The sequence below is a fragment of the Flavobacterium gelatinilyticum genome, from assembly GCF_027111295.1.
Lineage (GTDB): Bacteria > Bacteroidota > Bacteroidia > Flavobacteriales > Flavobacteriaceae > Flavobacterium > Flavobacterium gelatinilyticum.
The window spans coordinates 1,823,024-1,836,363 of the sequence record NZ_CP114287.1; the positions used below are offsets into that span (position 1 = coordinate 1,823,024).

Annotated in this window: 11 protein-coding genes; 4 read left to right on the forward strand and 7 right to left on the reverse strand. The window is 33.4% G+C overall.

Going from position 1 to position 13,340, the window contains the following annotated elements:
• Positions 1 to 40: 40 nt before the first annotated feature.
• Entirely contained in the window at positions 41 to 3,055 is a 3,015-nt protein-coding gene (locus tag OZP11_RS07855) for a tetratricopeptide repeat protein (RefSeq protein ID WP_281234670.1), read from the reverse strand.
• A 359-nt stretch (positions 3,056 to 3,414) separates the two neighbouring features.
• Here OZP11_RS07855 and OZP11_RS07860 point away from each other — a divergent pair, with 359 nt between their 5' ends.
• The 3 genes from OZP11_RS07860 to OZP11_RS07870 are packed head-to-tail and all read left to right on the forward strand — an operon-like array spanning position 3,415 to position 5,924.
• Positions 3,415 to 4,098, forward strand: a complete 684-nt coding sequence (locus OZP11_RS07860) for a cell division ATP-binding protein FtsE (RefSeq protein ID WP_281234671.1) — start codon at positions 3,415 to 3,417, stop codon at positions 4,096 to 4,098.
• The gene (locus OZP11_RS07865) at positions 4,098 to 4,982 is read left to right on the forward strand and encodes a glycosyltransferase family 2 protein (RefSeq protein WP_281234672.1); all 885 of its coding nucleotides are present in this window, start codon (positions 4,098 to 4,100) and stop codon (positions 4,980 to 4,982) included. Before OZP11_RS07860 ends, OZP11_RS07865 begins: the two co-directional genes overlap by 1 nt.
• Positions 4,983 to 4,988: 6 nt before the next feature.
• Entirely contained in the window at positions 4,989 to 5,924 is a 936-nt protein-coding gene (locus OZP11_RS07870) for a glycosyltransferase family 2 protein (RefSeq protein WP_281234673.1), read from the forward strand.
• Here OZP11_RS07870 and OZP11_RS07875 read toward each other — a convergent pair.
• Positions 5,911 to 6,324 (reverse strand): sugar 3,4-ketoisomerase, encoded by a 414-nt coding sequence (locus tag OZP11_RS07875; RefSeq protein WP_281234674.1) that lies wholly within the window; start codon positions 6,322 to 6,324, stop codon positions 5,911 to 5,913. The two genes, OZP11_RS07870 and OZP11_RS07875, sit on opposite strands and share 14 nt — an antisense overlap.
• Positions 6,321 to 7,145 (reverse strand): glycosyltransferase family A protein, encoded by an 825-nt coding sequence (locus OZP11_RS07880; protein ID WP_281234675.1) that lies wholly within the window; start codon positions 7,143 to 7,145, stop codon positions 6,321 to 6,323. The genes OZP11_RS07875 and OZP11_RS07880 overlap by 4 nt, the downstream gene beginning before the upstream one ends.
• 113 nt (positions 7,146 to 7,258) lie before the next feature.
• Here OZP11_RS07880 and OZP11_RS07885 point away from each other — a divergent pair, with 113 nt between their 5' ends.
• Positions 7,259 to 8,389 (forward strand): glycosyltransferase family protein, encoded by a 1,131-nt coding sequence (locus OZP11_RS07885; protein ID WP_281234676.1) that lies wholly within the window; start codon positions 7,259 to 7,261, stop codon positions 8,387 to 8,389.
• A 12-nt stretch (positions 8,390 to 8,401) separates the two neighbouring features.
• Here the strand turns inward: OZP11_RS07885 and OZP11_RS07890 are convergent, their stop codons facing one another.
• The 4 genes from OZP11_RS07890 to OZP11_RS07905 are packed head-to-tail and all read right to left on the reverse strand — an operon-like array spanning position 8,402 to position 13,340.
• The gene (locus OZP11_RS07890) at positions 8,402 to 9,847 is read right to left on the reverse strand and encodes a lipopolysaccharide biosynthesis protein (RefSeq protein ID WP_281234677.1); all 1,446 of its coding nucleotides are present in this window, start codon (positions 9,845 to 9,847) and stop codon (positions 8,402 to 8,404) included.
• Positions 9,848 to 9,872: 25 nt separating this feature from the next.
• Positions 9,873 to 11,189, reverse strand: a complete 1,317-nt coding sequence (locus tag OZP11_RS07895; protein ID WP_281234678.1) for a CDP-glycerol glycerophosphotransferase family protein — start codon at positions 11,187 to 11,189, stop codon at positions 9,873 to 9,875.
• A gap of 17 nt (positions 11,190 to 11,206) precedes the next feature.
• Positions 11,207 to 12,349 carry a DegT/DnrJ/EryC1/StrS family aminotransferase gene (locus OZP11_RS07900; protein ID WP_281234679.1) on the reverse strand — a complete coding sequence of 381 codons (1,143 nt, stop codon included), beginning with the start codon at positions 12,347 to 12,349 and terminating at the stop codon, positions 11,207 to 11,209.
• Positions 12,350 to 12,362: 13 nt separating this feature from the next.
• On the reverse strand, positions 12,363 to 13,340 hold the full coding sequence (locus tag OZP11_RS07905; protein WP_281234680.1) for a GNAT family N-acetyltransferase: 978 nt from the start codon (positions 13,338 to 13,340) through the stop codon (positions 12,363 to 12,365).

Here is a 13,340-nt window from a genome sequence, read left to right on the forward strand (position 1 = left end):
ATTTCAATTCACAGATAACATTTTACTTTTCACTAATAAACTATCTGTTAATTGATGAATTCGTTTTTGATTCTTCTAGCTTAATCGCATTCAACTCATTTTTAGCTTCTTCAACAACATCCGGATAATCGGTGAAATTATTGATTACGTTGTCTAAAATATAGGTAGCCTGATAACTGTCTTTTAATCCGTAGAAGTTTCTCGCCATTAACACCAATCCTTTCGCTCCGTAATATTTGTAGGCTGAATAATTTTTAGCCAGTTTTTGAACGGCAGTATTTGATGCTTCAAATTTTCCTTCTTTTGTTTTAAAATAGGCATCATAATACAAAGCTTCTGCTGCTAATTCTCCTTTTGAAGTTGCCAAAAGTTTAGCATAAGCTGTTTTTGCTTTGTCTTCGTTTCCGGTCTGCATTGCGGCGCGGGCTACAACAATCTGTGCATCGGCTTTTACACCGGCATCTGATTTTGGATTTTCTAAAACCTTATCTGCTGCTGTAACCGATTTATCATAATCTTTCTTGTCGTAGTAACATTTCATCAGGTTAGCCTGTGCAAAGTTTTTATTTTGAGGATAATCAGCTTCGGCTTCTAAACGTACCAAAACAGGAATTGCTTTATCGCAGTCTTTTGCTTTTAAATAAATCTGAGCCAGTCTGTTTAAAGCCTGCTCTGTAAATTCGCTTCTTGGCTGGTCGATTACATATTGGTAATTAGAAGTCGATTTTGTTTCTGAACCTTCTGCATAGTACAATTGTGCCAGATAGAAATTAGCTTCTAAAGCATGTAAACCAGAAGGAAATTTGCTTACATAACCTGCAAAACCGGTAATCGCCGCCTTGCTGTTGTTTTGACTGTATTGTTTAAAAGCCGCATCGTAAGTATCGTTATCAAGTTCAGCATCGGTTACAGAAACGAAATCCAGCGTCTTTACCCATGTCGCATATTCATCAACTCTTCCTGAATCAACATAAATTAATCTCGCTGTAGAAACGGCTTCTAAGGCTTCCGGCGTTTTTGGAAATTCAGCTGCAACTTTTTTGAATTTTGTTAAAGCCTGCTCGTCACGATCTGAATTATAATAAATCAAACCTTGTTTCAGGATAGATTTTGAAGTAAACGAACCGTTTTTGTATTCAGAAATTAACTGGTCGTACGTTTTAATTGCCAGATCATTTTTCTTATCTGCCACGTACGTATTTCCTAATTCGAATAAAACATCATCACGATATTCTGATTTTTTATACATTTTCAGGAAATTGTTCAGTTCACTGATTTTCTGATCATTTTTCCCCATAAAACCATACGAAAGTGCTTTTTGAAACTGAGCATAATCTGCATCGACACTTTTGGCATCCATTGCTTTTCCGTATGCTTCCATTGCCTGAGCATATTTAGAAGTTACAAAACGTGAATCTCCCAAACGTAAATAAGAATCATTTAAACGTACTTTGTCTTCTTTAGAATTCTCAATCTGCGCCTGAAATGAATTAGCAGCCTGATCGTATTCTTTTAATTTAAAATACGTATATCCAATATTATAATTGATGTTTTTATATTCGTCTGTACTTTTTGCTGCCGGAAGTCCTGCAAATTGTTTGTACGTCAATAGTGCATTTTGCATATCGTCGTTAAGATATTCTGTTTCTGCTTTCCAAAAAGTCGCACGGGCTGTAAATTCAGGTGTTTTTTGTTCAGCAATGGCACTTTTGAACATTTTTGAAGCTTCTGAATAATTTGATTCGTTGTACAATTCAAGTCCTCTGTAAAAAAGTACTTTTTGGTACGCTGCTTTGTTTTCAGGCGTTCTGTTTTTTTCTAATAAAACCAAAGCTTCTTTGTAATTTTTGGTAGAAATATAAGAGTCAACTAATAATTTTTCTACTTCTGCCCTGCTTGAATTGTTTGGATATTTCTTTAAGAAATCCAGTAAAATTCCCGGAACGGTCTGGTAAGCGTTTCCAATATCGTAACTTAATTTTGCGTAATTTAAAGAAGCATCTTCCTGAATTTGTGCATTAAAATCCATTTCGGAAGCATTTTTAAACGCGTTTAAAGCTTCTTGCTTTTTACCCGTATTTAAATAACTCAAACCTAAATGATAATACGCATTTTGAGCCACAAAGTCTTTACCTTCAATGATTTTATTAAATTGTGAAATGGCTTTTTCATATTCTTTCTGCTCATAATACGCATATCCTAACTGATAAAAATCGGTATTGTTCCATTTTCCTTTTTTACCTGCATACTGCTCTAAATACGGAATGGCTTTTCCGTATTGTTTTAAGTTGAAATAACTTTCTCCAATAATTTTATTCAGTTCCGATTTTTCCATTGCATTGGATTTCTCCATTGCTTTTTGCCCCAAATCGATTGCTTTTTGGAAATTTCCTAATTTGAAATTCATATCGGCCTGATAGTACGAAAGTTTCTCTTTGTACTTTTCTTCTCCCGAAACCTCATCAAAATATTTGGTAGCCTCTTTATAATCATCTCCTTCATAAGCCATAAAACCTAAGTAATATTTGGCCTGCGAACCATATTCAGGAGAATTCACCACTTTATTGAAATATGTTGTCGCTTCTTTTTTCTTTTTAGCATTAAAATAGCCGTATCCTTTCTGGAAATTAAATTTATCCGATTCTGATTTGCTCATGTAACTTTCGTCAACTCTGTCAAACCACTGTAAAGCTTTTGGATAATTGCCTTGTTCAAAGAAATATTGCGCTACCTCGATATACGCCTGGTTCTGTTTGGTGCTTGTTGGGTAATCCTCAACAAACTTTTCCATCAAAGCATCGGCATTGGGTTTATTGGTTCTGATAGCACAGTTGGCAATGTAATAGGCACAGTCTGATTTTACTTCTTCGGTAACTGCGGTGTTTTTTACATTTTCGAAAATATGTTGTGCCGAAGCATATTGTTTGTCATTATATAAAGCCAGTGCTTTGTCAAAATCCTTTAATTCGTAAGTATATATAGCTGATTTTTGTGCTGAAACTGCTGTAGAAATAAGGATAATTTGGAATAAAAAGAACCAGGAAAGTTTACGCATTTTAGTTATATTTAGTATTCAAATTTATCATTTTATACCGTTTATAACGAAACGTTTCTTAATTTTATTATGAACAAATGTTAACGATCGGCTATTTGCGGCTTAAATTTCACCATATAAGAAATATAAGTAATTATAAGCTAAGTTTTTCAGCCGTGATTTTGCCCAACACAAAATCAACACGCAAAGCTAAAATAAACTTACATGACTTATATGGTTTAAAATTAGTTCTATATTCCAAATTAGTCGTATCGTTCAATTTGCCCATTCGTTTCAGGGAGTTTTCTTAAGAAATGATTGAAATTTATTTTGAATCCAGTCGTTATCTTATTACTTTTACCATTCAAATCAATTTTATTATGTCACAAACCGTACTATCTCTTAAGGAAGTCACTATATATCAGGAAGGAAGAAAAATTATCTCTCATATTAATTTAGATGTTCAGCATGGCGAATTCATCTATATTATCGGGAAAACCGGTTCAGGGAAAAGTACTTTTTTAAAAACCCTTTATGCTGATTTGCCTTTAATTGAGGGAGAAGGAAATATTGTAGAATTTGATCTTGCGACTTTAAAAGAAAAAGACATTCCGTATTTGAGACGTAAAATCGGGATTGTATTTCAGGACTTTAAACTGCTTCCGGATCGTTCTATAAAAGACAATATGCTTTTTGTTTTAAGAGCTACTGGATGGGTTGAAAAAGAAGCCATGCAGCACAAAATTGATGAAGTTCTGGACAAAGTAGGAATGAAGGATTTCCTTAACAAAATGCCTCACCAGCTTTCCGGAGGTGAACAGCAGCGTGTTGCGATTGCCAGAGCACTTTTAAATGATCCTGAATTTATTTTAGCCGATGAACCAACCGGAAACCTTGACCCACAGACGAGTACTGAGGTTCTGGAAGTTTTAAAAACCATTAACGCGGCGGGTAAAACCATTATCATGGCAACTCACGATTATGCTTTATTGATGAAATTCCCATCTAAAACATTAAAATGTGAGGATGAAAGAATTTTTGAAGTAGTGCAAAGAAGCGTGTAATGCTTTCTGTTTTAATTCCTGCTTATAATTATAATGTTGTACCGCTTGTTTTAGAACTTAAACAGCAGGCAGATAATTTAGGAATTGAATATGAAATTTTGGTACAGGATGATGTCAGCCAAAAATTTACGAGCGAGAATTCACATATAAATACCTTTGAAAACTGTCATTTTTCTATTAATAAAGAAAATTTAGGCAGAGGACGAAATATTAACCTATTGTGCTCCAAATCAAAATATGATTATGTTTTGATTATGGAAGCAGATGCGCTGCCTGAGAATGAATTCTATCTTAAATCTTATATCGAATTACTGTCAAATTCGCCATCTGTAATTTTTGGAGGTGTAAGATACCCGGATTCTCTACCCGCCAGAGAAAAATTACTTCGCTGGAAATACGGCATTCAAAGAGAAACCAAATCTTTAAAACAAAGACTAGAAAATAATTACAACTTCGTATTTACCTGGAATCTGCTTTTAAAAAAAGAAATTCTGCTAAAATTTCCGTTTCCGGAATTTATAAAAGATTACGGATACGAAGATTTGATTTTTATAGAAAATCTGCGTTTAAATTCAGTTGATGTACTTCATACCGAAAACCTTTTAATTCATTTCAATAATGAAAACAGCATCGATTTTATTGAAAAATCTGAAAGGGCTGTTAAAAACCTGCACGCTTTAATTCAGTTTCAAAAAATTGATCCAAAAAATATTCGGCTGGCCAAAGCTTATTTACTTTTAAAAAAACTGTATTTAACCGAAATTGCAAAAGCATTTTTTCAGACAGCTAAAAACCGGATTACAAACAATTTAACTTCAGAAAACCCGAACTTATATTTATTAGATTTCTATAAATTAGGGTATTATTGCACTTTAAAAAAATAATTGGTTATGGTATTTTTTTCTGTTGTTGTTCCATTATACAATAAAGCTGCTCATATTGAAGAGACTATAAAAAGTGTCCTCGATCAAACTTTTACTGATTATGAAATTATTATAGTAAATGACGGCTCGACCGATAAAAGTGAAGATATTGTAAATCGTTTTTCAGATAAAAGAATCAAAATCTTCAATCAAAAAAATCAGGGGGTTTCAAGCGCCCGAAATCTGGGAATAGAAAAATCAAAAGGAAAACTTATTGCTTTTATGGATGCAGACGATTTTTGGTTTCCGGATCATCTGCAGGAATTATCAAATTTATATCGTGATTTTCCAGACTGTGGCATCTATTGTTCCCGCCATAAAATCAGGATTTCTAAAAATAATTTTCAAATCCCTTTTTATAATGGAACAGACCCGTCTTTTAGAGGAATTGTAAAAGATTATTTTTTTTCAAACCGTCCTTTTCGAATCACCTGGACTTCAGCTTTGGCAGTTCCAAAGGAAATCGCAGAAGAAAACGATCTGTTTACACCCGAAGTAACAAACGGTCAGGATTTGGAATTATGGACTAAAATAGGCATAAAATATCCGGTTGCCTTAACCAATAAAATCACAGCAGTTTATAATTACAACATCCCAAAAAGTCTTGCTAAAAATCCTGTAAATACGATGAAACTAATGGATTTTGAACAATTTAAACCTTCAGAAAAAGAAAATCCTTCACTTAAAAGTTTTCTCGATTTATACCGAATCGAATACGGCCTGCGCTATTATATTTTTGGAAACAAAGAGAAAATGAACTTTTATATAAAAGATGTCGATCCGCAAAATATCAGCTTAAAAATTAGGCTTTTAATGAAAATGCCTTCCGGTATTTTACGTTTCTTTTTAAGATTAAAGAATACCTTAAAAAGATTAGGGTTTGATTTCTCTATTTACAATTAGAATATTCCAGAAATTCATCAAAATCTCTAATGTAATCTTCTTCAATATAAACCTCTGAAGCCACAACCAGACAAATAGAACCCGAAGAAAAATTCTGCAGTTCCCTCCAGATTCCGGGATTAATCAACAAACCTTCATAAGGTTTGTTTAACGTAATAATTTCCTCTTCTTTTCCATCGTTTAAAACCACATCAAAACTGCCGCTTAAAGCTACTAAAAACTGCTGCAGGTCTTTATGTGCATGCCCGCCGCGTTCTGATCCCGCCGGCACATCATACAAATAATACACTCTTTTTATCTCAAAAGGAATTGTGTCATTTTCTATTACAGATAAATTCCCTCTGCGTTCCTCAATTTTAGGAATTGGGATAATTTTTACTCTGTTATTTTTTATTTTCATCGTGGTATTTTTTCAAATTTTTCATGTCCGTTTCTGCCACTTTCCAGAACGGTTTTGATGTTTTTAAATTTTATTCTTTTCTGTTTTAAATCAAAAAACAATTTTATAAACAGCCAAATCTTATATTTCTTTTTAAAGATTCTCGAAAATAATGCGCCCTGAATATAATATCTTTCAGTATCATCTTTCTTATTTGAAGAAGTCTGGCTTTCATGCTTCACAATTATTTCAGGATAAAATGCCAGCTGTTTCTTCTTTTCTTTAAAATCCGATAAAAAAACAGCTTCTTCTCCCATTTCAAAAGCACTTCCTAAACCAAAATTTTCATCAAATCGTATTTTCGATTCATCAATGATTCTTTTATTAAGTGTCATTTCTATTGAACTCACATTCAGAATATCAAAAATATTCAGATTCGGTTTAGAACCGGAAGGATATTTTTTAATCAAATCTCCGTTTGAATTTACGGCTTCAAAATGTATTACAGCCGCTTCCGGAAATTTATGATATCCCTGAATAATTTTATTCAAAAATTCTTCCTCATATACTACATCATCATCAGCAATAAGAAGGATTTTTCCAACAGCATTTTCAAGAGCTGTATTCCGGCTTTTTGCCAAACCTGTTTCAAATGAGTTTATAACTCTCACATTTGAATAATCTGAAGTTAAGGTTTTCTCATTTTGGGTTTGGTTCACAATTAAAATCTGAAAATTAGCAAAATGATCAAAAGGAAACATTGGAACTAAAAAATCCAATGACTCCCGGTTCATTGTAGAAATTAAAATTTCGATGTCGCTTATGTTGTAAATCTCTTTCAAATGTTTTTTCAGCTTAAACAAATGTAATTTTTTTTTCTCCTTAAATACAAAATGCAATTTTTTTGTTTTGTAATTGTTTTACTTTTACTTTTTTTCTTTAACGAACACAGTTTATGCGCATTTTACTAATCGGGGAATACAGTCTTTTACATAATTCCTTAAAAAAAGGATTAACAGAGCTGGGACACGAAGTTGTTTTGATAGGCAATAGCAATGGCTACAGATGTTATCCTGTTGATTACGATTATGAAGCAAAGTTTTTTAAGAAAGAAATTTTCACGATACCCAGAAAAATTATATTCAGACTCTTCAAATTTGATTTGGTCAGTCTCGAATATGGCATTCGTTTTTTCAGGTTTCTTCCCAAATTAAGGGATTTTGATGTTGTGCAGTTTGTTAACGAAGCTTCTGTAAAAACAACCCGAAGATTTGAGCTTTATCTAATAAAAAAAATAGTGAAAAATAATAAGTCCATTTTTCTATTATCCTGTGGACTGGATTATATGACCCTTAAGTTTTATACTGAAAACAAAGATTATAAATCTATTTATCAGCCTTCTATAGAAAATCCTTCTACAGAATTTAACTGGTTTTTTGATTATTTTAAAAAAGGGCATATTAAAATTCACCAATATATGATGAACAATTTTAACGGATTGATCGCGACTGATTTCGATTATGCTGATGCTGCAAAAAAATATCCTATATTCTCTGATTTTATTCCATATCCGATAGATTTAACCAAATTGAATTTTAAGGAACTAGTGGTTGCCGATAAAGTCATTATTTTTTTAGGGATTAATAAATACAGTTACCATCAAAAAGGGATAACGTATTTTGAAAAAGCACTGAAACTGATTGAAGAAAAATATCCGGACAAAGTAGAAGTTATCATTACAAATACAGTTCCTTATCCTGTTTATATTGATTTATACAACAAAGCTCATATCTTGATGGATCAGGCTTTCAGCAGAGATCAGGGGTATAATGCACTCGAAGCAATGGCAAAAGGAAAAGTGGTTTTTACCGGCGCCGAAAATGATTTTACAGAATATTACAAAATTACAGACCGGGTTTGTGTAAATGCGCGTCCTGATGTTGATTATTTAGTTGAAGAATTATCGTTTTTAATAGAAAATCCAAATGAAATAACGGCGATTGGAAAACGGGCAAGGGCTTTTGTAGAAAAAGAACACGATTGTATCATGATTGCCAAACGCTATCTGCAAACATGGGTAAAATAAACAGCCCGATTTTTACCCTTTTTTCATTTTCAATACGATTTCACAAACTTCTTTTAATTCTTCTAATCTGAATAATCTGCAGATAACTAAATAAGTTATCACTCCAGATATACCGCCTAAGAACAGCTGTAAAATTAAATTTTCTGTTAGCCAAGAAGTTATAAATACTACAATACTCATTCCTATTGTCGCTGCTAAAAAAGGAAGCATATCTTTTATCTGTTTCAGAATACCATAACCAAAAAGTTTTCCGGGCAAATAGGCATTTACCGCAAAAAACAGTGCCGATGTAACCACATGTCCAATTACTATAGCTTTTACTCCAAGCGGAATTGTAATGGCCATAGCCAGTAATGTTACGGGTAGTTTAGACAAATCGGTTTTTAGATATAAATCTGAACGCCCTGCAGCGTTTAATAAATTCAAATTGAGTGAACTCACCGGAAGAAAAACACGCGAAAAAACGATCCATTGTAAAAGCGGAATTACAGAACTCCATTTTTCTGTCAATAATAATAAAACTATCGGTTTTGCCAGTAAGGCAATAAGAGTCATTAGCGGAAGTACGAGAAAAGCCGACATACGGATCATCCGGCTGAAAATAGAAATTAGTTTTTCTTTATCGTCCTGCACAGACGCCAGAATAGGAAATGTACTTTGTTGTAAAATACTCCCAATTGTTCCCGCAGCTATATCGGCAAAACTTTTGGCACGTGTATAATAACCCAATGAAGCCGGAGTATAAAATTTCCCTAAGCAGATATTGTAGATGTTATTGAGAATCTGAGCATACAAACCTGCGATCAATAACCTGGAACCATAACCAAATAAAGATCGAAATGCTTTTTTTGAAAAAGCGACAGAAGGCATCCAGTTACTTAAAAACCACAAAGACAATGAGGAACTGAAAGCTCCGGCAAGCATTTGAATAACCAATGACCAGACTCCATAACCATTTATTGCTGCCACGACCCCGCAGATACCGCCTGTAATCATTCCTATAACATTGCTTTTTGCTATAGATTTAAAATCTACTGCAATGGTTAATTTTGTCCGCTGGACTATTGCAAAAGCATTAAAAAACAGCGTCAGACCTAAAACTCTGGTTAAATACGTTAATTCCGGCTGTCCGAAAAAAGAAGAAATAAAAGGCGCCGCAAAAAATAACAGCAAATAAAAAAAACCGCTTACAGCTAAATTGAATACAAATAATGTCGAAAAATCAATGCCGGATCTATTTTGACGTTGTATTAAACCTGTCCCTAATCCGCTTTCTGTAAATGTCTGCGATACGGCTATAAAAATGGTCAGCATTCCTATTAAGCCAAAATCTTCCGGAAGTAAAATTCGGGCCAGCAGTATACCCACAACAAACTGGCCGAACTGAACAGCAAATTTGTCGACTGCTGACCAAATTACTCCTTTTATTGCGGTTGACTTTAGAGAATTATTACCCATTTATAAAAATTACAAAAGTTCTAAATTATTGAAAAATCTGGCTTTCTAAATAATCCAGTATATTTTCGGATGCTGTTAGTTTGTTTTTAGGAAGCAACATATTTTCTACAAAATCAGTACGCTCTTTCATCATTTGGTCGCTGCCATTTAAAACCACATTTTCAATAAAATCGATTACTTGTTCTTTGGTTCTGGATTGATAATGTACGGCTACCGCCTGTTCGCCAAACGCATTCCAGTGTTCCATAACCGATTCGTCTCGAACCATAAAAAGCGCCGGTTTACCGGTTACAAGATATTCTGCCATAAAGGAACCGCAATCGTGTATTAAGGCATCAGATGTTGAAAAAAGAGTGGTGTATTCGCCATTTTCACACTGACCGTTTGAAAGATTCATCCATTTTGTATAATACGCATCTGTTTTTTCTTTACCCCAATATTCCTGTTCCAGCTTAATTCGTAATAAATGATGCGGTTTAAATGCAATTTGTATTTTATCACTGTATGTATCTGCCAGTTCTAAAAAGAAATCATAATACTCTAAAAAATTAGCTACTTTATTCCAGTCAGAAATTGCGTGGTGCGGCGCCCAGATGATTCTTTTTAAATCTGGATTTGCATTTTTCCAAACCGAAGAATTATGCTGCTTTTTATTTAACAGTAACTGATCAAATCCCGGGTAACCTGTTAAAACGTTATTTTTTCCTTTATTTTTTCGTTTTTGCAAAGCTATTTCATTGTGAATGGGAGTTTCAGCAAAAATCTTCCATACCAGATTATGAAAATTTAAATTATAAATAAAATCATAATTCACGGTCATAATAGCATAAGGGACATAGCAGGTTAATGTTTTTGAAAACTCTTTTATATAATACCTGTAATCCTGCAATCCTTCGTACGGATTGGTAAAAAATACAATATCAGGAGCAAAAGTTTTGTGTATATCTACATAACTTCCTGCTGCCTCATCATACGTTTTTATAACATTGTATCCTTTCTTTTTAAATGCTTCAAATGTTTTATTCATTTCAAAAAGCATATTTTCCGGACCAAAATTCACAGCCGGACAAACAAAGATCTGAGGTTCGAAACGAGGATGCTGCAACATCAAATCAAACAATACATCGTATTTCCAGACCGATTCATGAATTAAAAAAAAAGCCACTTTAACTTTTTCCTTTTTCCTGACAAGCTGCAATGCTTTTTGGTGATTCTCAGGCGCTTTTTTTATTTGGTACCAATCATTTACTGCGCGAAGTTTTGTAAAATTATAAATTCGGATAAGCGAAATCCAAATGATTTCGGGTATGAATCGTTTAACTGTCAGTTTTAATTTTTTCATTTGTATCAAATCAAAAATTAATACTGATTTAAAACTTCAATTATAAAATCAATTTCCGATTCTTCTAAAACAGGACTCATTGGCAGACTCAAAACTTCATTATGAATTTTCTCTGTTACAGGAAAAGACAGAATATTCCATTCCGGAAAAGCCTTTTGTTTGTGTGGCGGAACCGGATAATGTATAACGGTCTGAATTTTATTCTGAAGCAAATAGTTCTGTAAATCATCTCTGTTTTCTGTTCGTATAACAAACAAATGAAACACATGATTATTCGAAAAATCCCAAAAAGGCAGTATTATTTTATCGTTTTTTATTTCAGACAGATATCGTCTGGCAATCGCTCTTCGTTTTTCATTATCTGAATCTAAATTAGGGAGTTTCAGGTTTAAAAATCCCGCCTGAACTTCATCCAGTCTTGAATTTACGCCCACAAATTCGTTGTAATATTTCTTTTCAGAACCGTAATTTCGCAGCGAACGAAGCACTTTTTCTAACTCAGGATCATTTGTTGTTATAGCGCCGCCATCTCCTAAACATCCCAGATTTTTCCCCGGATAAAAACTATACGCGGAGGCAGATTGTAAATTGTAAATTGCAGATTGTAGATTTTCATCGCTTTGGAATTTGGTCTTTAAAAATTGAAGTTTAAACACTTCTGTTCCATGCGATTGTGCACAGTCTTCAACAACAACTAAATTATTTTTTGCAGCTATTTTGATTATTTTGTCCATTTCGGTCAATTGTCCGTAAAGATGAACTACCAAAATAGCTTTTGTTTTTAAGGTGATTTTTTCCTGAACCAAATCAGGATTTATATTATAGGTTTCTAATTTTGGTTCAACCAAAACCGGGATTAAACCGGCCTGCAAAATAGCTAAAATACTTGCTACATACGTATTCGCAGGAACGATAACCTCATCTCCCCTTTTTAATTTCCCGAGTTCGATATAGGCTTTAAAGATCAGTGTAAGTGCATCAAAACCATTCCCGACTCCAATACAGTATTTAGTCTGGCAATAGGCGGCAAAAGATTTTTCAAAAGTATCGACTTCATTTCCTAAAATATACCAGCCATTGTCTAAAACCGTTTTCAGTTTTTCGTGAAAAGCGGCTTCATACGGTTGATTTATTTTTTTCAGGTCCAGAAACGAAATCATCTATTTTGTTTTTTTAGACAAAAATACCATTTAACTTAGTATAATTTGAAGTTTCGACTTCGTAAAAATCATGAATTATAGTACTTGCCCCAAAACTTTCTTTCCAATACGTTAAACCTTCGTTTAGATTTTTTCCCTGATTTTCATTTGAAATCCCAAAATCAAAAAAGCGTTTATTGGCAAATCTTTCATTGATTAAATAATGAAAAAGATAATCCAGGCTTCCTAAATTTTCTGCATCAGGATTTTTTGAAATATATTGGCAATGTGCCGTTGTTCCGGTTTCAAAAACGGTTGTTCCCGCCGCAATTTTATCTTCAAAATAAACATTAAACTGATGAATATTATCCGGAAAAAATGCTTTCAGTCGGCTTATTTCTTCAATTGAATGAACGGGTTTTGCATCGTGTCTGTTTTCCAGATTCGGAATCAGAATTTCATTCCAAAACAACTCAAATTTCGATTCTTCTTTAATTATAAGTTTATTTAAAATCGCTTTTTTTAATCCTCTCTTTCTAATTTTAGAAATTGATTTTTCCTGTGATTGGTCTATAACCGAAAGTGAATCACGTCTTATCAGTTTTGCTTCTGCCAAAAAAAGGGTGTATAAAATTTCTTCCCCGGGTTTGATATGATAAATAGACGGAAGAGTTTTAATGTATAATTTCTTAAAGCCGGCATTCTTCAAAAAAAGCAATACACTGTTAAAAATGGCAATTATGGCTGTTTGTTTGGTTTCTTCTTTATAAACCAATCCTCCATAAGTAAGTCCCTGATGAGAATGAATTGAATTTCCTTGTGTATTAGCGGGCAGAATGGCATGTAACTTTTCTTCTTTGAAAATCAGAAGCGAAAAATCTTCAAAACGATCTGCATGATATTCCATAAAATCCCGATGAAACAAAAACGTCGCATTTTTGGCCTGACTTACAAAGTCATTCCATAAGGTATAATCGTTTTTGTGGTATCGTTTTACGGTGTATGCTGTCAT

What these genes read in the sequence shown, in the direction of transcription:
- OZP11_RS07855 (WP_281234670.1), bottom strand. Translation starts at nt 3,055, where the DNA reads ATGCGTAAACTTTCCTGGTTCTTTTTATTCCAAATTATCCTTATTTCT.
- OZP11_RS07860 (WP_281234671.1), top strand. Translation starts at nt 3,415, where the DNA reads ATGTCACAAACCGTACTATCTCTTAAGGAAGTCACTATATATCAGGAA.
- OZP11_RS07865 (WP_281234672.1), top strand. Translation starts at nt 4,098, where the DNA reads ATGCTTTCTGTTTTAATTCCTGCTTATAATTATAATGTTGTACCGCTT.
- OZP11_RS07870 (WP_281234673.1), top strand. Translation starts at nt 4,989, where the DNA reads ATGGTATTTTTTTCTGTTGTTGTTCCATTATACAATAAAGCTGCTCAT.
- OZP11_RS07875 (WP_281234674.1), bottom strand. Translation starts at nt 6,324, where the DNA reads ATGAAAATAAAAAATAACAGAGTAAAAATTATCCCAATTCCTAAAATT.
- OZP11_RS07885 (WP_281234676.1), top strand. Translation starts at nt 7,259, where the DNA reads ATGCGCATTTTACTAATCGGGGAATACAGTCTTTTACATAATTCCTTA.
- OZP11_RS07890 (WP_281234677.1), bottom strand. Translation starts at nt 9,847, where the DNA reads ATGGGTAATAATTCTCTAAAGTCAACCGCAATAAAAGGAGTAATTTGG.
- OZP11_RS07895 (WP_281234678.1), bottom strand. Translation starts at nt 11,189, where the DNA reads ATGAAAAAATTAAAACTGACAGTTAAACGATTCATACCCGAAATCATT.
- OZP11_RS07900 (WP_281234679.1), bottom strand. Translation starts at nt 12,349, where the DNA reads ATGATTTCGTTTCTGGACCTGAAAAAAATAAATCAACCGTATGAAGCC.
- OZP11_RS07905 (WP_281234680.1), bottom strand. Translation starts at nt 13,340, where the DNA reads ATGACAGCATACACCGTAAAACGATACCACAAAAACGATTATACCTTA.